Origin of the sequence: Gallaecimonas kandeliae (genome assembly GCF_030450055.1) — a bacterium.
Lineage (GTDB): Bacteria > Pseudomonadota > Gammaproteobacteria > Enterobacterales > Gallaecimonadaceae > Gallaecimonas > Gallaecimonas kandeliae.
The window spans coordinates 1,818,655-1,836,139 of the sequence record NZ_CP118480.1; the positions used below are offsets into that span (position 1 = coordinate 1,818,655).

The 17,485-nt window shown below is 59.1% G+C and carries 20 protein-coding genes and 1 pseudogene; 12 read left to right on the forward strand and 9 right to left on the reverse strand.

Going from position 1 to position 17,485, the window contains the following annotated elements; all coding sequences use genetic code 11:
- Positions 1-127: 127 nt before the first annotated feature.
- From ccoP to ccoN, 4 genes are read right to left on the reverse strand one after another with little or no spacing between them, the layout of a single operon-like run.
- Positions 128-1,114, reverse strand: a complete 987-nt coding sequence (gene ccoP, locus PVT67_RS08885) for a cytochrome-c oxidase, cbb3-type subunit III (RefSeq protein ID WP_301499538.1) — start codon at positions 1,112-1,114, stop codon at positions 128-130.
- Positions 1,111-1,284: a cbb3-type cytochrome oxidase subunit 3 gene (locus PVT67_RS08890; protein WP_301499539.1), complete on the reverse strand. Its 174-nt coding sequence runs from the start codon at positions 1,282-1,284 to the stop codon at positions 1,111-1,113. Before PVT67_RS08890 ends, ccoP begins: the two co-directional genes overlap by 4 nt.
- A gap of 8 nt (positions 1,285-1,292) precedes the next feature.
- The gene (gene ccoO, locus PVT67_RS08895; RefSeq protein ID WP_473092209.1) at positions 1,293-1,898 is read right to left on the reverse strand and encodes a cytochrome-c oxidase, cbb3-type subunit II; all 606 of its coding nucleotides are present in this window, start codon (positions 1,896-1,898) and stop codon (positions 1,293-1,295) included.
- Positions 1,899-1,909: 11 nt separating this feature from the next.
- Positions 1,910-3,340 carry a cytochrome-c oxidase, cbb3-type subunit I gene (gene ccoN / locus PVT67_RS08900; protein ID WP_301499540.1) on the reverse strand — a complete coding sequence of 477 codons (1,431 nt, stop codon included), beginning with the start codon at positions 3,338-3,340 and terminating at the stop codon, positions 1,910-1,912.
- Between the two features lie 248 nt (positions 3,341-3,588).
- Between ccoN and PVT67_RS08905 the strand changes: the two genes are divergently transcribed.
- The 3 genes from PVT67_RS08905 (at position 3,589) to PVT67_RS08915 (ending at position 5,688) form a co-directional block, all read left to right on the forward strand.
- Positions 3,589-3,957, forward strand: a complete 369-nt coding sequence (locus PVT67_RS08905; protein ID WP_301499541.1) for a hypothetical protein — start codon at positions 3,589-3,591, stop codon at positions 3,955-3,957.
- An 82-nt stretch (positions 3,958-4,039) separates the two neighbouring features.
- Positions 4,040-5,335 carry a tyrosine-type recombinase/integrase gene (locus PVT67_RS08910; RefSeq protein WP_301499542.1) on the forward strand — a complete coding sequence of 432 codons (1,296 nt, stop codon included), beginning with the start codon at positions 4,040-4,042 and terminating at the stop codon, positions 5,333-5,335.
- 89 nt (positions 5,336-5,424) lie between these two features.
- Positions 5,425-5,688 carry a hypothetical protein gene (locus PVT67_RS08915; protein WP_301499543.1) on the forward strand — a complete coding sequence of 88 codons (264 nt, stop codon included), beginning with the start codon at positions 5,425-5,427 and terminating at the stop codon, positions 5,686-5,688.
- Positions 5,689-5,719: 31 nt separating this feature from the next.
- On the opposite strand, the gene PVT67_RS08920 is transcribed toward PVT67_RS08915, so the two are convergent.
- Positions 5,720-5,947 (reverse strand): hypothetical protein, encoded by a 228-nt coding sequence (locus PVT67_RS08920; protein WP_301499544.1) that lies wholly within the window; start codon positions 5,945-5,947, stop codon positions 5,720-5,722.
- A gap of 48 nt (positions 5,948-5,995) precedes the next feature.
- On the reverse strand, positions 5,996-6,268 hold the full coding sequence (locus PVT67_RS08925; RefSeq protein WP_301499545.1) for a hypothetical protein: 273 nt from the start codon (positions 6,266-6,268) through the stop codon (positions 5,996-5,998).
- A 220-nt stretch (positions 6,269-6,488) separates the two neighbouring features.
- Between PVT67_RS08925 and PVT67_RS08930 the strand changes: the two genes are divergently transcribed.
- Positions 6,489-6,668: a hypothetical protein gene (locus PVT67_RS08930; RefSeq protein WP_301499546.1), complete on the forward strand. Its 180-nt coding sequence runs from the start codon at positions 6,489-6,491 to the stop codon at positions 6,666-6,668.
- A gap of 215 nt (positions 6,669-6,883) precedes the next feature.
- Here PVT67_RS08930 and PVT67_RS08935 read toward each other — a convergent pair whose 3' ends face one another.
- Positions 6,884-7,495: a TetR/AcrR family transcriptional regulator gene (locus tag PVT67_RS08935; RefSeq protein ID WP_301499547.1), complete on the reverse strand. Its 612-nt coding sequence runs from the start codon at positions 7,493-7,495 to the stop codon at positions 6,884-6,886.
- A 108-nt stretch (positions 7,496-7,603) separates the two neighbouring features.
- On the reverse strand, positions 7,604-8,209 hold the full coding sequence (locus tag PVT67_RS08940) for a TetR/AcrR family transcriptional regulator (RefSeq protein ID WP_301499548.1): 606 nt from the start codon (positions 8,207-8,209) through the stop codon (positions 7,604-7,606).
- Between the two features lie 150 nt (positions 8,210-8,359).
- On the opposite strand from PVT67_RS08940, the gene PVT67_RS08945 reads away from it, so the two are divergent.
- The 8 genes and pseudogenes from PVT67_RS08945 to PVT67_RS08980 form a co-directional block, all read left to right on the forward strand.
- The gene (locus PVT67_RS08945; RefSeq protein WP_301499549.1) at positions 8,360-9,841 is read left to right on the forward strand and encodes an efflux transporter outer membrane subunit; all 1,482 of its coding nucleotides are present in this window, start codon (positions 8,360-8,362) and stop codon (positions 9,839-9,841) included.
- A gap of 27 nt (positions 9,842-9,868) precedes the next feature.
- Positions 9,869-11,026 (forward strand): HlyD family secretion protein, encoded by a 1,158-nt coding sequence (locus PVT67_RS08950; protein WP_336407828.1) that lies wholly within the window; start codon positions 9,869-9,871, stop codon positions 11,024-11,026.
- Positions 11,027-11,039: 13 nt separating this feature from the next.
- On the forward strand, positions 11,040-12,587 hold the full coding sequence (locus PVT67_RS08955; RefSeq protein WP_301499550.1) for a DHA2 family efflux MFS transporter permease subunit: 1,548 nt from the start codon (positions 11,040-11,042) through the stop codon (positions 12,585-12,587).
- Positions 12,588-12,686: 99 nt separating this feature from the next.
- The gene (locus PVT67_RS08960; RefSeq protein WP_301499551.1) at positions 12,687-14,273 is read left to right on the forward strand and encodes a methyl-accepting chemotaxis protein; all 1,587 of its coding nucleotides are present in this window, start codon (positions 12,687-12,689) and stop codon (positions 14,271-14,273) included.
- A gap of 13 nt (positions 14,274-14,286) precedes the next feature.
- Entirely contained in the window at positions 14,287-14,847 is a 561-nt protein-coding gene (locus PVT67_RS08965; protein WP_301499552.1) for a GGDEF domain-containing protein, read from the forward strand.
- A complete protein-coding gene (locus PVT67_RS08970) occupies positions 14,745-15,431 on the forward strand; it encodes a GGDEF domain-containing protein (RefSeq protein ID WP_301499553.1) in 687 nt (228 codons plus the stop codon). Before PVT67_RS08965 ends, PVT67_RS08970 begins: the two co-directional genes overlap by 103 nt.
- Positions 15,432-15,470: 39 nt before the next feature.
- Positions 15,471-16,385 carry an IS5 family transposase gene (locus tag PVT67_RS08975; RefSeq protein WP_301494219.1) on the forward strand — a complete coding sequence of 305 codons (915 nt, stop codon included), beginning with the start codon at positions 15,471-15,473 and terminating at the stop codon, positions 16,383-16,385.
- Positions 16,386-16,440: 55 nt separating this feature from the next.
- Positions 16,441-16,779, forward strand: a pseudogene (locus PVT67_RS08980) (GGDEF domain-containing protein); the annotation flags it as partial.
- Positions 16,780-16,818: 39 nt separating this feature from the next.
- Here the strand turns inward: PVT67_RS08980 and PVT67_RS08985 are convergent.
- On the reverse strand, positions 16,819-17,472 hold the full coding sequence (locus PVT67_RS08985) for a TetR/AcrR family transcriptional regulator (protein ID WP_301499554.1): 654 nt from the start codon (positions 17,470-17,472) through the stop codon (positions 16,819-16,821).
- Positions 17,473-17,485: the final 13 nt, after the last annotated feature.

The following is a 17,485-nucleotide window of genomic DNA, read 5'->3' on the forward strand; positions in this document are numbered from 1 at the left end:
CTCCTTGTCATAAACCCAGCATAGGGGAAAAAGTGCTTCGATGGCAGGGGCTTGCAATGATGTGGGGGACACAGGAAAACGCCAGGCCAAGGCCTGGCGTCAGGACAAGGGCAGGGCGCCAAGCGCCTCACTCCGCCTTGGGTTCGGGGTTGGAGAGGCGGTAGACGTAGGCCGCCACCACATGGACCTTGTCGGGCCCCAACCTTTCCACCCAATGGGGCATGACACCGTGACGGCCGTAGCGGATGGTCTCTTCCACCGTCTTCTCGGAGCCGCCATAGAGCCAGATGTCGTCGGTGAGGTTGGGGGCCGCTCCTGCCGCCACCGGCAGGCCGTTGAGGTAAGCGCCGCGGCCGTCCGGGCCGTGGCAGGCGGCGCACATGGCGAACTTGGCCTTGCCGGCATCGGCCAACTTCTGGTCGACCTTGCGGCCGGACAGGCTCAGCACATAGGCGGTCATTTCCTTGACCCCTTGATCACCGAGGGCATCACCCCAGGCCGGCATCTGCGCCATGCGCCCATGCAGTATGGTCTGTTCGATGATCTCGGGGGTGCCGCCATAGAGCCAGTCGCTGTCGGTCAGGTTGGGAAAACCCTTGGCGCCCTTGGCGGTGGAGCCGTGGCACTGGGAGCAGTTTTGCAGGAAAAGCCTTTGGCCCACCTTGATGGCGTCCTTGTCGTAGGCCAGCTCCTTGATGGGCCTCTTGGCGTAGGCGGCGAAGATGGCGCCGTACTTCTTGTCGGCGGCGGCCATCTCGCGGCTGTATTCCACTATGCCGCCCGCCTTCTGGGCCGCGGCTTCCTTGGCCTGGATCTCGGCCAGGGAGCGGGCGTCCTGGATGGAGGACTGCCAGCCCAGCAGGCCTTTGTAGTTGCCAAGGCCCGGCATCAACAGCAGGTAACCCAGGGCGAAGGCGATGGTGAACCACATCATGTAGTACCACCACTTGGGCAGGGGGTTGTTGATCTCCACTATGCCGTCGAAGGAGTGGTGCATCAGCTCCCCTTCCTTGATGTCAGTGGTGTTGTGCCTGGCCCAGAACAGCACCACGGCACAACCGGCGATCACCAGCAAGGTCAGTACGGTGATCCAGATGCTCCAGAAGCTACTCATTGTTTTGACTCCTGCTCCTTAGGTGGGGCCTTGGTGTCGTCCTCGAAGACCAGGTTGGCGGCTTCGTCGAAAGCCTGCTTACGCCGGGACGAATAGGCCCACAGGAAGATGCCGATGAAGATCACCAACAGCAGCAAGGTGATCAGGCCCCTGATGATTTGCAAGTCCATAACACCCCTTATTGCAGGGCCTTGCCCAGTGATTGCAGGTAGGCGACCAGGGCATCCATTTCGGTATGGCCTTTCACCTCTTTCTGGGCATTGGCGATCTGCTCGTCTGTGTAGGGCACGCCAAGGCCCTTGAGCACCGTCATCTTCCTGGCTGTCAGTGAACCGTCCAGGATGTTGTCATTCAGCCAGGGGAAACCGGGCATGATGGATTCGGGTACCACGGCGCGGGGGTCGGTCAGGTGGACCCTGTGCCAGTCGTCGGAGTAACGGCCGCCGACCCTGGCCAAGTCAGGCCCGGTGCGTTTGGAGCCCCAGAGGAAGGGGTGATCCCAGACCGATTCGCCGGCCACCGAATAATGGCCGTAGCGCTCCGTTTCGTGGCGGAAGGGGCGGATCATCTGGCTGTGGCAGCCGACGCAGCCTTCGCGAATGTAGATGTCGCGGCCTTCCAGCTCCAGGGCGCTGTAGGGCTTGAGGCCCTTGACCGGCTGGGTGGTCTGCTTGAGGAACATCAGCGGGGTGATCTCCACCAAGCCGCCAAAGGAGATGACGACAAGGATCATGATCGCCAGCCAGCCGACGTTCTTTTCCAAAAACTCGTGCTTGTTTTTCACCTGTCCTCTCCTTAGGCCATTTGCTCAATCGGCTCTGCCTGCAGGGCACCTTTGGGCGCGAACACGGTGCGCCAGGTGTTGTAGGCCATCACCAGCATGCCGGTCACGAAGAAGCAGCCGCCGATAAAGCGCATCAGATAGAAAGGATGGGAAGCCACCACCGAGTCCACGAAGGAGTAGACCAGGGTGCCGTCGGGATTCACCGCCTTCCACATCAGGCCTTGCATCACGCCGCTGATCCACATGGCGACGATGTAGAGCACCACCCCTATGGTGGCCAGCCAGAAGTGGACGTTGATGAGCTTGACCGAGTACATGCGGCCCTGGTTGAACAGCACCGGGATCAGGTGATAGAGGGAGCCGATGGAGACCATAGCCACCCAGCCCAGGGCCCCGGAGTGTACGTGCCCTATGGTCCAGTCGGTGTAGTGGGACAGGGAGTTCACCGTCTTGATGGCCATCATGGGCCCTTCGAAGGTGGACATGCCGTAGAAGGAAAGGGAGACGATCAGGAAGCGCAGGATGGGGTCGTTGCGCAGCTTATGCCAGGCCCCCGACAACGTCATGATGCCGTTGATCATGCCGCCCCAGGAGGGGGCGAAGAGGATGATGGACATCACCATCCCCAGGGACTGGGTCCAGTCGGGCAGGGCGGTGTAGTGCAGGTGGTGGGGGCCGGCCCAGATGTAGGTGGCGATCAGCGCCCAGAAGTGCACTATGGACAGCCGGTACGAATAGACGGGCCGGCCGGCCTGCTTGGGCACGAAGTAGTACATCATTCCCAGGAAGCCCGCCGTCAGCAAAAAGCCCACGGCGTTATGCCCGTACCACCACTGGGCCATGGCATCCACGGCGCCGGAGTACATGGAGTAGGACTTCATGGCACTGACCGGCACCTCGGCCGAGTTGACGATGTGCAGCACCGCCACCGTCAGGATGAAGGCGCCGAAGAACCAGTTGGCCACATAGATGTGGCTGGTCTTGCGCTTGACCAGGGTGCCGAAGAAGACCACGGCGTAGGTCACCCAGACCACGGCGATGGCGATGTCGATGGGCCACTCGAATTCGGCGTATTCCTTGGAGGTGGTGTAGCCCAAGGGCAGGGAGATGGCCCCCGCTATGAGCACCGCCTGCCAGCCCCAGAAGGTGAAGGCGGCCAGCTTGTCGCTGAACAGCCGCACCTGGCAGGTCCGTTGCACCACGTAATAGGAAGTGGCGAACAGGGCGCTGGTACCAAAGGCGAAGATCACCATGTTGGTATGTAAGGGACGCAGGCGACTGAAAGTCAGCCAGGGCGTGTCGAAGTTCAGTTGCGGCCACACCAGTTCGGCCGCTATGAACACCCCTACCGCCATCCCGAAAATGCCCCAGAGCACAGTCACCAGGGCAAATTGGCGGACGACGCGGTAGTTGTAGTCAGCATGAGGAGTTGTTTGACTCATCGTTAGGCTTCCGCTGCTATCGTTCTACTTCTTCCCACCCGGTGCCGCTCAACCCTGGGCAGATGCTCACATCTTCGCCAGTCTACCTAAAACGGCAGCGGGCGATAACTGAATTTCTACAGCTTTTTAGCAATTTAGCCATTTCACACAACAGCATAGCAGCGCATGTTAGAGTGCGTAGCAATGATGCAATTTGTGCCAGATCAAGGTAGCGCCGGCTTTGATGCCGGAAGCACGGAGGGAAAAGCATGAGAAGGAATGCCATCATCTTAATGCTGTTAAGCTCGGCCCCAGCCCTGGCGGCGCCGCTCCCCTGCGATTTCAGCCAGGGGCCCTGCCAGCGGGATGGCGCCACCCTGGCCTTGGGCCCGCTGCCGCTTCGCTCCATGACCCCCATCCAAGTCCAGTTGTCATTGCCCGGCCAGCAGCAGGCCGAGTTGCTGGGCAAGATAGAGGGCCTGTCCATGTACATGGGCGAGGTGCCGGTGCTGCTGAAAAAGGGGGAAGGGGACGGCTACCAGGGCCAGTTCCAACTGGCCCGTTGCAGCCACGGCGCCATGCGCTGGGTGCTGGAGGTGCAAGGGCGACGCTTCGCTTTCACCATGGATGCCGATTGACACTGTATTTATTTACAGTTAAATCTTTTTGGTGGAAGAAAAATCCATATAATCAGGGCCTTTCCTGCCAAGGTCCTGTCCCATGCTGCCACGTCCCCCCGTACTGCCCTTGTTCGACGCCCCCCAGCACCTGGAAGACGGTAACCCCGTCGTCAACCAGCACCTGGCCGAGATCAGCCTGGGCCAGGTCGAAGATGCCGGCCTCGTCTACGAGCATGCCCTGGACTGGTTGCTCGAGGCTGCCCACAACGACAACAACTACAAGACCTACAGATCCGAACTCACCACTTACCTGCATTGGTGCTTCGATGTGGAGCAGATCAGCCCAGGGGCGGTGCGGCGGCGTAACCTGGGCCGCTACGTGGCCTATTGCCAATCACCCCCCAAGGCCCTTATCGCCTACCGCAACGTGGCCCAGTTTGTCCTCGACAAGGAGTGGCAGTGCCGGCTGCCCAACCCCCAGTGGCGGCCTTTCCTCGGCAAACGCCAGGGTGGGGTAGAGCAGCCCTATCGGCTGAGCCCCAAGGCCCTGACCACCAAGCTGGCCATCCTCTCTTCCTTTTACAGCTACCTTATCGGCGAGGAATATACGGAGCACAATCCCGCCGCCCTCTGGCTGAGGCACCATGGCAGCAATGCCAGGAATGAGGGCCGCTTCTCGGCGCATGAAGAAGAGATAAAGATCTTCAGCGAGTTACAGTGGTCTTACATCATGGAGGTGGCCGAAACCCTGGCGTCGGCAGAGCCGCAGAAACACGAAAGAACCCTGTTCCTGGTGAGCCTGCTCTATGGTTGCTACCTGCGCCTCTCGGAAGTGGCGGCCAGGCCCGGCTTTTCACCCGGCATGGGCCAGTTCCGCCGGGACCAAAAGACCGGGATCTGGGGTTTTTTCGTGCCCCAGAGCAAGGGCGGCAAGAAGCGCACAGTGGCGGTCTCCAAGGCATTGCTGGCGGCCCTCAAACGCTACCGGCGCTTCCTGGGCCTGCCGGCATTGCCGGCCCCCGATGACAGGGCGCCCCTTTTTGTCCGGCGCAAGGCTGCCGGGCGGGGCAGGGAAGTAGGGGAGCTCAATGCCAACCTGGGGGTGCGCCAGCTCAGGGACGAAGTCGAGGGGCTGATCCAGGCAGCGGCGGACGCCATGGAAAAGGAGGGCTTTGCCCAGGACGCCAGGGAGATGCGTGGCCTGACCGCCCACAGCATCCGCCATACCGGCATCACCCACGACATCAACCTGGTCGGCAGGCCCTTGTCCCATGTGCAGGCCGACGCCGGCCACGACAGCATCCATACCACCAGCCTCTATCTGCATACCGCCAGGGAAGAGCGTCACCAGAGCGCCGAGAACAAATCCCTGAACCGCCTGGGCGGTATAGGCTAGGGTGATTTTGGTGACCTGCGTCACATTAGTGCAGGGCGGCACATGTGAGGATGGCAGTCAGGGAAAAATAACAGCAAGCCGCTGCCATCATGCCTCATCGCTATCTTGTCGCCATCGAAAACCGCAACGGTGAATACAATCATCAGCTGCACGACGTGCTGGTGGCTTGGCGGGCTATCAAGCTGCAAGAAGGGCTTTGGTATCTGGAATCGGGCATCACCAAGTTAGCCCAGCCGCTACTCGACGAGTTGCGCAAACACCTCAGCACCCAGGACCGGCTGGTCGTCTCTGAATGCGATGACATAGCCCATCTGCACACCATCAACCCCTTGCCGTTACGCCACCAGAACTAATGCCGATAACGTCATTTATCGGCATCTTAGATCAGCTTGTGTGGCAACCCGGACAGCAGATCCCACAGCCATCAGCATTGGGCATGATCAGTTTTGCCTGAGCTACAGCTGGCTCACAAGAATCAAACATCCCGATCTGCTTCAATTTATTGGTGTTCTTCGGCAGCAAATGACAATCATCACGATGAACTTCATGGTCTATGTAGCTGCCAGAATCGTCTTCATTCAGATTCAGGTAGTAGATGTGCAGGTTTTCCATGTTCTCTCCGTGTAACTTCTGAGACAGTCCGACTAAGGCCGAAGTGCCTCAGTCGTGTTTGGGTTCCTCATAGAAATCTGGCTCCGAATCCACGGCCGTGGCAGAGATCCTGACAGTCTGGCCATGGTGCCAGCCGGTCTTGGCCAGCAGGCTCGGCTCGGCGTTGTCGGGAACAATGAAGTAGTAACCGTACACCATGTCGCCATCGTGGCCGGTGTCGGCATTAAGGTCGACGTCCAGTTGCAGCCATTCCTCGACGCTGATCCCAAGTTCATCGGCAATTGATCTCGCTTGCTGCGCATCCCCGAAGTAGTCGCCCATGATTGTCGCTCCCTAGATTGATGGACAGACAGAGGTATAGTGCAGCGCCGGCAAAACACAACCGGGTGGGACACCGTGTCGGCCAGGGCTGGCTTTGGGCCAAGGGGCGGCGGTCTCAAGGGCTTGTAAACCCAAGGCATTGTTGTCGTCCGGCACCCAGACCCCCTGATTGTTAACGGGCTACATTGAATTGCGCATAATGTATATTATGTTAAATTAAGTGTTTGGAGATATTGGCCAGCTTGAGTTCAGTGGAGGCTTTGCGCAGCAAGCGAAAGCCATAGCCGACCACGAAGGCGCAGTCATCGAAGACGGCGCCCCCAGCCTGGGCGGCCGTTTCGACGGTACCGCCAAAGGCAGCGTCAACATAGTATCGCTGCAGGGCAACTACCGCTTCTAAACGGAAGCCTAAAAAAGGGTCGTGGGGCCCTTGTTCATGGCCGCACCGCCAAAATCTCAATCTCGAGTCACAGCCAGGTCCGTCACCTGTACCGCCGAGCGGGCCGGCTGCGCCATGGCGCAGCGACACCGATATCTTGGCAAGACATGAAGTTACAATTGGCATCCGAGACGAGATTTGGGATGGGTCTCTATGTTTTATTTCACATCAATTAGTTAAGGTACATAGGCTCTTAAAAATGTTGCCACAGCTCTGTTGGCCACTACGGTGATCTCTTTTTCGTCTGGTGACTCTGTTCTCACCTGCAACAGCAATGGTTCAAGAATTTCAGCTTCCAATAAGCTGCGAAAATGCTCGGCGGCAAGCCGGGGATCCTCGTTGCGCAGGACACCTGATGCCATCAGCTGAGACAGAAACTTCTCGACAGGCTCCCGCAACGCCGCCAGTTTGGCGTAGAACAATCTACCGATGTCCGAGCGGTGTGCCTCTGCGATCATCAGGCGCTGGACTTCTATTACCTCGGGAGAGCAAACGAAGCTCAGGTAACGTATGCCATAGTCAAGCAATGCCTGTTCAGGCTCTGTCCCTGATGCATCCAGTTGTTCGGCGGCCTGGGTCGTGATGTCGGTGATGAAATCTTCCGCACTCGCCGTCATGCATTCGACGAACAACTCTTCTTTTGAAGGAAAGTGGTTGTAGACCGTTGCCTTTGAACCGCCAAACTCGACGGTGATTTGGGAGACAGAGGTTCTGTCAAATCCTTGGGTCCGGAATAATCGGTAAGCGGCATCTAGGATAGCCTGCCGCTTTGCGTCCCTTTTTTTCATGGTAATTCACACATCAAACCAGACTGTACGGTATAGCCTCTCTTGGTAGTTTGCCAGAGTCAATCCGAGCTGGTGATTTTTGGGCGTCGGCATGTGCCCCCTGCCCTTCTATCCCGCCGGAGCATAGGCTCGTATGAACGTCGTCACAGCCCTATCCGCCGCTTGTCTGATCTCCTGTTCGCCTGGTGCTACTTCCGTTGCCTGAAGCAACAGGGGTTCGAGTATCTCTGCTTCAAGGAGAGCCCTAAGGTGACTGGCGGCAAGCCGGGGATCGTCACGGCGCAAGACGCCAGAGGCCATGAGTTGCTCCAGGAAGACCTCAACGTGCCCACGCAAGGCCGTGAGCTTGGCGAAGAACAGTTTGCCTATGCCTGAACGATCCGCCTCAGCAATAAGCAACCGTTGCACCGCAACCCAGCGGGAGGAGGCGACAAAACTCAGGAAACTGTCGCCGAAATTCCGCAACAGGGCCTCCGGATCTTTTTCCGACTGGTCCAATAGCGCGATGATGCTGGAGATGTAATCCTCCGTGGCCGCCATCATGCATTCGACGAACAACACTTCCTTCGATGGGAAGTGGTTATAGATCGTTGCCTTGGATCCCCCTACCTCGGCGGAGATCTCGGAAACCGATGTCGCGTCAAATCCCTTGTTCCGGAACAGCCGGTAAGCGGTCTCTAAGATGGTTTGCCGCTTGGTGTTCCTCTTCTTCATAAGGCCTCCACAAACTAAACCGTACAGTTCAATTGTCACTTGACAGCGCACCGGGGTCAAGTTTATAAACTGAACCGTTCAGTTTACTTGTGCTTGGCCGATCTTGGCGCCAAGGACGCAACTAAGACAAGGCACCTTTAGCGAGTCCTTATGAATAACATCAGATTCCCACTCTCTTCGGTCAACCGATGCCTTCTATGGGCATGGCTGACAGCAGGTGTTGTCGCCGCCAGTGGCTGTGCCCAGATACCCGACCTCGGCCCGGCCCCCCAATTAAAAGCTGCCGGGCAGTTGGCAACGGTGAAGTCTTTCTCTGCTCCGTTCGCACACTGGCCAGGGGATCACTGGTGGGAAAGTTTTGGTGACACTCAACTCAATGAACTGATTGAAGAAGCCTTGCGGGGCTCCCCTGATCTCGCGCTGGCCCAGGCCAGGTTGCGCAAGGCCGGCGCCGCCGTCCAGGGGGCCGGTGCCCCCCTGCTGCCACAAGTCTCGGCAAATGCTGCCTTCACCCAGGAGAAGCAGAGTTACAACGCCCTCATGCCAAGATCCGCCGTGCCGCAGGGCTGGAACGATTACGGCCAGGCGACGCTGGATCTTACCTGGGAACTGGATTTTTGGGGCAAGAACAGGGCTGCCTTGGCGGCGGCGATCTCGACACAGCAGGCGGCCCAGGCTGAGCTAGCGCAGACCCGCCTGGTCCTCTCCACCAGCATCGCCTCAGCCTATGCCGAACTGGCTCACCTGTTTACCGTCCTCGACACCGCCGAAGCGACGCTCAGCATAAGCACCAAGACGGTGGAGCTGTTTCAACAGCGGCACCAGCAGGGTTTGGAAAACCTGGCGAGCCTGAAGCAGGTAGAGGCGCGCCAGTCGGCCGCCCAGGCAGCTTTACTCCTCGCAAAGGAGAGGGTCGCGCTGCAAAGAAACGCCATAGCGGCCTTGTTGGGCGCAGGCCCTGATCGTGGCCTTGCCATCACGCGTCCTACTGCCCGCCTCACTGATCCCAAGGGCCTGCCCGCTAATCTGGCATTGGAGCTCATAGGTCGTCGCCCCGATATCGTCGCGGCGCGGCGGCTTACCGAGGCGGCTGCCAAGCGCATCGACCAGCAAAAGGCGGGCTTCTACCCCAGTGTGAACCTGGTGGCTTTCGCCGGCTATCAATCACTTGGCATCGACAACCTGACCAAATCGGGTTCCGACATCGGCGCCGTAGGTCCGGCGATATCGCTGCCCATCTTCAATACCGCACGGCTGCAAGGGCAGCTGCGCGGTGCCCGTGCCGATTACGACGCCGCCGTAGCCAGCTACAACGGCACCCTCTCCGAAGCCCTGCGTGAAGTGGCGGATGCCGTGACCAGCCGCAAGGCCCTGGCCGGGGAAATTGCCGCCTCCCGCGCCGCAGTCGCTGCCGCCGAGGAGGCGCATCGACTCGTCAGCAAGCGCTACCAGGGCAAGTTGGCCACTTACCTGGATGTGTTGTCCGCAGAGGACGAATTGATCTCGGCAAAACGCGCCCTGGCCGACATGACAAGCCGCGCCTTGGTCCTCAACGTGGCCCTGGTGCGCGCCCTTGGCGGCGGCTATCAAGCGCCCGGCAATCCAACCCCGACATCCGGTACTCCCGAATAAACCAACCAAGAGATTGAGGAGCAACTTATGAATATGCCTGTCAACGCAGTGACGTCCGAAGCCGCAACCGGGACCAAAACGGCCAGTAGCAACCGCAGCAAACGCAAGCGCCTCTTTTCCCTGCTGGCCCTTGCCATGATCGCCAGCGGGACTGGTGCGGCGAGCTACTGGGAGCTCATGGGCTCGCACTACGTCGAGACCGACAACGCCTATACCGATGTGGAATCAGCACTGGTGACCTCGGCGATCGTCGGCACCGTCGCCGACGTCAGGGTCAAGGACAGCCAGGCCGTCAAGAAAGGTGACGTCCTGGTGGTCATCGATCCCGCCGATGCCAAACTGGCGCTGGCCCAGGCCGAAGCAGCGCTCAACAGTGCCATCCGCCGGGTGAAGGGGTATGAAGCCAACGATGCACGCCTGAAAGCGCAAGTGGCTGCAAGCGAAGAGGAAGAGAAACGCGCCTCTGCACAGTTGGCTTCCGCCCAGGCCGACTTCGAACGGGCCGCCACCGACCTCAAGCGCCGCCAGGCATTGGCGAGCTCAGGCGCCATTTCCGGCGACGAATTGACCAAGGTCCAGAACCTTTACGCCTCGGCCGAGGCCCAGCTGAATGCCGCCAAAGCCGCGGTGGCGCAAGCCAGTGCCAGCCACGCAGCCGCCCTTGCCGCCAAGCAGGCCAATGCCGTGCTGATCGAAGGCGCCGCCCTTGATGATAACCCCGAAGTGGCGTTGGCCCGCGCCAAACGCGACCAGGCCAAGCTGGATCTGGACAGGACCATCATCCGCTCCCCGGTCGACGGCATAGTGGCCCGCCGCGAGGTCGAGCTTGGCCAGCGTGTCCAGCCGTCGGCCCCATTGGTCACTGTGGTTCCGATCCAGAACATGCACGTCAACGCCAACTTCAAGGAAGTTCAGCTGAAAGATGTGCGCGTCGGCCAACGGGTCGAACTGGTCAGCGATATCTACGGTGAAGACGTCGTTTACCACGGTACAGTCACGGGTTTCGACGGTGGCACAGGCGCGGCCTTTGCGTTGATCCCGGCACAGAACGCCACCGGCAACTGGATCAAGGTGGTGCAGCGCCTGCCGGTAAGGGTGCAGCTCGACCCCGCCGAACTGCAAGCCCATCCGCTGCGAGTCGGCTTGACGATGACGGCAAAGGTCGATCTCAGCGACAGGTCCTGACGAGGAGCCCAAGATGTCAAACACTCCGACTGCTCGCAAAGACATTCCCGCCTTGCAAGGCGGGATGCTCTGGGTCGGCGCCATCATTCTGGCAATGTCCAACTTTTTTGCCGTGCTCAACATGACCATCGCCAACGTCACCCAGCCGAACATGGCTGGGGCCCTTGGCGCCAGTACCAGCCAGGGCACTTGGATCATCACCGCCTATGCCGTGGCGGAAGCCATCACAGTGCCCATGACCGGCTGGCTCACCTCCCGCTTCGGCGGAGTCAGGGTGTTTTCGGTGGCGGTGTTCACCTTCGGCGTAGCCTCGCTGCTGTGCGGCATGTCCACCTCTCTGAACATGCTGCTGCTGATGCGCGTGCTCCAGGGCATGGCCGGCGGTCCCATCATGGCGCTGTCCCAGACCCTGTTGCTGCGCATCTTCCCCAAGGACAAGGCCATGTTGGCAACTGGCCTTTGGGCTATGACCAGCTTGCTGGCGCCCGTGTGTGGCCCTGTGCTGGGCGGCTGGATCTGTGACAACTACAGCTGGCCATGGGTCTATCTCATCAACGTGCCTTTTGCCTTGGCCTTTGGCGTGTTCGCCTGGGCTCTGCTCAAACGCTATGAGGATCCGCTGGTCAGGGACAAGATGGACGTCGTCGGCTTCATCTTATTGGTTATCTGGGTCGCAGCCCTGCAGATCATGCTCGATGAGGGCAAAGACCTCGACTGGTTCGCCTCAGACGAGATCCGCATCCTGGCCACCGTCGCCGTGATCGGTTTCGTCAGTTTCCTCATTTGGGAACTCACCGAAGAGCATCCCATCGTCAACCTGCGCGTCTTCCGCCACCGTGGTTTCAGCGCCAGCATGGTGGTGTTGGCCCTGGCCTTCGGCTGCTTCTTCGGCCTCAACGTGCTGACGCCCATGTGGCTGCAATCCAACATGGGCTACACCACCACCTGGTCAGGCATTGTCGTGGCCTGGGGGGGACTGCTCTCGGTCATCTTCTCGCCGATCTCGGCCAATCTGTCGAACCGGATCGATTCGCGCTGGCTGATCTTCATCGGCTGCGCCTGGTTGGGCTGCGACACGCTGTGGCGGGCAATTGCCACACCGGACATGGACCTGTGGTCCATCTGCCTGCCGCTGTTCTTCATGGGGGTAGGCATGCCGCTCTACTACATTCCCATCACCGGACTGGCCATGGGCTCTGTTGAGGAGGAGGAGATGGCCTCGGCGGCTGGCCTGATGAACTTCGTGCGGACCATCGCCGGCGCCTTTGCCACCTCCCTGGTCACCACCTTCTGGCAGGACCGCCGCTACATCGCCCACGACCAACTCACCAGCGTCATCGATCCGACCGGCCAATTCCACGTGCTGGTCCAGCAGGTACCGTCCCTGGTTGGTGAGTTCGGCCGCGATGCGCTCGACAAGGCGGTGACGGGGCAAAGCATGATGCTGGCCACCAACGGCCTGATGCTGAGCATCGCCGTCATCTTCTTCGTATCGGCGTTCGCCATCGCCCTGGCTCCCAAGGCTGCCCGGACCGTGGACGCCGCCTCGGTAGGACACTGACGAAATTTGAACGACAACCGGAACCGGTCTGAGCCTAGGCCGGTTCCGCCGCTGCGATCCCTAACACAACTGTCAAAGCAACTCTGACGAGAGGCCTGCATGCGCAACAACCTACCTGTCACCAACCAGGCTCGACACCTTGATCCCAGGCGGCCTCTGGTCAGCGTAACCGACCTTAGGGGCAACATCCTGCACGCCAATCCGGCCTTTATCGACGTCAGTGGTTTCACCCCTGAAGAACTGGTAGGGCACCCGCACAACATCATCCGCCATCCGGACATGCCGCCTGAGGCCTTCGCCGATATGTGGCGCACCATCAAGTCCGATTTCCCCTGGCGTGGGCTGGTGAAGAACCGCTGCAAGAACGGCGACTACTACTGGGTCGATGCCTATGTCACCCCCGTCTTCGAGCAAGGGCAGAAAACCGGCTACATGTCGGTGCGTGTTCGGCCAGAGCCACAGCAGATCGCCAGAGCTGAAGCGCTGTACGCCGCCGTCAGGCGGGGCGAAGCTCCCTTCCCTGCCACGCGTTACCGGCGAGACCTGTCGCTGACGGCAAGGGTGGCGCTGCTGGCTCTTTGCCCGTCCATCTGTTTCTGCGCCGCTCTCCTGATGAGCGGCCCTTGGCGTTGGCTCGCTGGCCTTGCCGGCGTCGCTTCAGCCCTTGCCCTCGGGCTGTGGATGGGACTTGGCATCCTGTCACCACTGAAACGGATCGGCGATGCCATGAGCCGTATTGCGGCCGGGGACTTGCGCTTCGAGCTAGACACCAGAGCAGCCACGGAGTTTACCCACTTGCTGCTCGGCTTCCAGTCAATGAAGGTCCATCTTCGCGCCATGTTTGCCGACATGCTGGGGATAGCGGGCGACATCGAAACACAATCCAATGCCCTCAATAACCAGGTCGAGACGGCTACCCAACGCATACGTCAGGGGGCAGACAGTGTCAGTATGATGGCTGCAGCCACAGAAGAGCTGTCTGCGTCGGTCACTGAGATATCCCACTCCACGCGCCACAGTGCCGATCACGCAACAGCTGCTGCCGGCCAGGTAGACCTGGGCGTTAGCCAGATCTGTGCAACCCTGGAGGCCTCACGGGGGGTGGAGGCGCGGATGGATAATTCGCAACAGCTGATCACCGAATTGGAAGCTGAGGTGAGTTCGATAAAACAACTTGCGCTGATCATCAAGGAGATTGCTGACCAGACCAATCTCCTTGCCTTGAACGCGGCGATCGAGGCGGCGCGCGCCGGCGAATCGGGGCGTGGTTTCGCGGTGGTAGCGGACGAGGTACGCAAGCTGGCAGAAAGGACCAGCGGCAGCACAGTTGAGATCGCGACAGCGGTGGAACGCATAGACACCTGTACTGCCAAGACCCTCGCTGCCATGGCAGCGGCTTCGAAGGAGATGCTGCGTAGCAATGACATGATGGAAGAGAGCCGGCGCACCTACGACGCGATCAAGGTGGCCAACCATGACATCCAATCATCTGCGCACAGCATCGCTGAAATGCTTGGGCAACAGGAGCTTGCCTCTACCGAGGTCGCGGGAAATATAGAGCAGATCAGCCTATTGATGGTGCAAAACAGCAGCAGCGTCGAGTCCATCCGTGAGGCGGCGGCCCGGTTGGGGGAAACCGCGCACCAACTGCACCATATGACCAGCCGCTTCGAAAATTCGCTTTAGGGCCAGAGCAGCCATGACAGAACATTCGCTTGAGGCCCCTGCTGTAGTGGGCAGAGCCGGCGCCCTCTTCGCGCTTCCCAAAGATGAGTGGGGACGCATCCTTTGGAAGGAGATAGGGTGCACCTGCCCTATCGTCGAACAGACTCTGCATTACCTGATGCATCACGACTTACAGACGGGGTTGCCCAACCTGGATCTGCTGATGGAGAAGACAAACCGCGCCCTTAACCAAGGAGAACCCTGTGCTCTACTGTTCTTAAAGGTGAACGGGATCGTCGAGATCGGCGAATACCAGGGGGTAGCGGCTGCACTCCATGCCCTACGCACCTGCTCCGACCGCATCAGGCAGGTCATCAAAGGCCGTGGCTTTGCCGCCCATATTCACGGAGAGCTCTTTGCTATCGTCTGTGATGAACCAGAACCCTTGCTGTTGGCCGAACAGCTTTGGACGACGCTGGGCAGCCCCATCCCTTGGCAACAGGATGTCTTCCAATTGAGCGTTGCTGTAGGAGTTGTGCCTGGACGGTACGGCAACGGTACGGCGGAAAGCTTGAGATACTGGTCGAGCATGTAACGCACAGCAGCAACGGTATAGCGGTCTTAGATAAAGACGATAAGTTCATCTTTTACAACCGTACCTTCATCTCGCTGTTCGGTCTTGAAGAGCACCCAGTGCTGGGACACAGTTTCAACGACCTGCTGCTCTGGATGCATGCCAAGGGAGTTGGCGCCAATACCCATGGGGCTACAACCGAGGAATGGCTTGAGTTCGTGCATGGGCAGTTCAGGTCTGTCAGCTTCCGCCATTTCGAAGTGGACCTTGTTGACGGCCGCTGGCTGCTGATGACTGAGCAGCTCAATAAGAGTGGAGAGGTCGTTCTGGTCTGTAACGACATCACGGGTTCAAAAGAAACAGAGCAGGCGCTGAGAAGAGCACAAAAAGAGTTGGAACGATTGGCATTAACAGACGAATTGACCAACGTGCCCAATCGGCGTCACTTCATGCAACAGCTGGGAAATGAGCACCAGCGCGCCTTGCGCCACAGACACCCAACAAGCCTGGCGGCCATTGACCTGGACCACTTCAAAAAAATAAATGACCTATATGGCCATGCTTCAGGGCGTTGTTTCCCAAATCCGGTGAACCAATCCGCCTGACTGTGATCCGATCCCCGACGTATCGATGGGGAACAGCAGATGGGTCAGGCTAAACGCACTATCACCAATTGGGCAGACTACAACCGCGCCTTGGTTAACCGAGGCTCATTAACCTTCTGGATGGATGAAGCGGCTACCCGCCATTGGCATTGCCAACAGCATCACGGCGGTCGGGGTCGTGGTTTCGAATACAGCGACACCGCCATCGAGACAGCGCTGATGCTCAAGGGCCTGTTCGACCTGCCGCTGCGTGCCTTGGAAGGCTTTATCAACTCGCTATTCCAGTTGATGGAACTGCCGTTGACCTCGCCCAGTTACAGCTGCATCAGCAAGCGCGCCAAGACGGTCAACATCCGCTACCGCCTGCCCAGCAAGGGCCCAGTTGCCCACCTGGTTATCGACGCCACCGGGCTCAAGGTCTATGGCGAAGGCGAGTGGAAGCAACGCAAGTACGGCAAGGAGAAGCGCCGTGTCTGGCGCAAGCTACACCTGGCCGTCGATGCGCAGACCCATGAGGCTATCGCCGCCGAAGTCAGCCTGGAAAACGTCGGTGATAGCGAGGTACTGCCCGGCCTGCTCAATCCTCTGCGCCGCCGTATCGACCAAGTCAGCGCCGACGGGGCTTACGACAGCAGAGCCTGCCACCGGCTACTGCAAAGAAAAGGCGCCAAAGCCAGCATCCCGCCTCGCAAGACAGCGGGGTACTGGGAGCAAGGTCACCCAAGGAACGAGGCAGTGGCGGCGCTGAAAGCCGGGCAACTGGCCGAGTGGAAAAGGGAAAGCGGCTATCACCAACGCTCAAAAGCGGAAACGGCTATGTCGCGATACAAGCAGCTCATCAGCCCGAAGCTGAGTCTGCGCGACTACAACGGCCAAGTGGCAGAGGCTTTGGCTGGGGTGAAGGTGATGAACAAAATGCTGGGCCTCGGCATGCCTGTTCGCCAGGTCAGTTAAGGGCAGCAAGCCCTTTAGGAGCAGGCTTTCCAGGCTCTGATTTGATCAACAACGCCATGCTTCAGGCGACACTGTGCTGCGGCACTTTGCCGACTTACTCAGCCAGAATGTACGAAAGGAAGACGTTATCGGGCGCCTTGGTGGGGAGGAGTTCGCCATACTGCTGCCGGAAACAACCCAACAGGAAGCATCGGTTTTGCTGGAGCGCATTAGAAAAACGCTGGCATCTGAAAACCTGGAGGAAATCAGCCCCGGTTTCCAATACACCTTCTCTGCTGGTCTAACGGAACTCAGGCTTGACCACCCCATGAGCTGCCAGGACTGGATGCACATCACCGACCAAGCGCTCTACCAGGCAAAAGCGACGGGAAGAGACCGGGTTTGTATGGGGTGAGCACACAGTCCCCCCTGCGTATAAGCGCGTTACGTTTGACTACCCAAGAGCTGGCACAGGACGGCCGACAAGCACCTCGGCATCATCGCCATTCATCCCCAACGCCTGGAGCAACATCTTGGTGATGACCTGGTCTTGTCCTTGGTGCTTACGCCTTTCGACGATGCTCCTGAAAACGCCCATGACCGCCGAAACAACCAGATTCACGGCAACCTCTTCGTCGTCGTACTTGAACTGTCCCTGGTCCTGCCCTCTGCGCAGATCTTCTCGGATGTTATCGGCCAGCGTCGAGCGCACCATTTCGGCATAACGAAAGACGTTGAGTAGTGCACTTGCCCAATCGGGATCCTGCTCAGCCATCAAAACAAAGGTACGCACCCCAATGGAAAATCGTTCTGCCCCATCGATGATGCCATCGGTCAGCGATGTGATTTGCAGTGACAATGCCTCGGCCAGTGAAATACCGACGGCATTGAGTACCTCTTCTTTGGTACGGAAATAGTTGTAGATAGTGCCGCTGGCAACACCTGCCTCTATTGCCAGCTCATTCAGGGTCAATTCTGCGACACCTTTGTTCGCGTAGATCCTCAGCGCAGCGTCGACTAATTGCTGACGGGTCCGGGCTTTCTTTTTATGGCCGCGGGTCAGTTTTGCTTCGCTCTTGGGATTTGAATTGGATGTGTTTTCCGTCATCACTCTGAGTCAG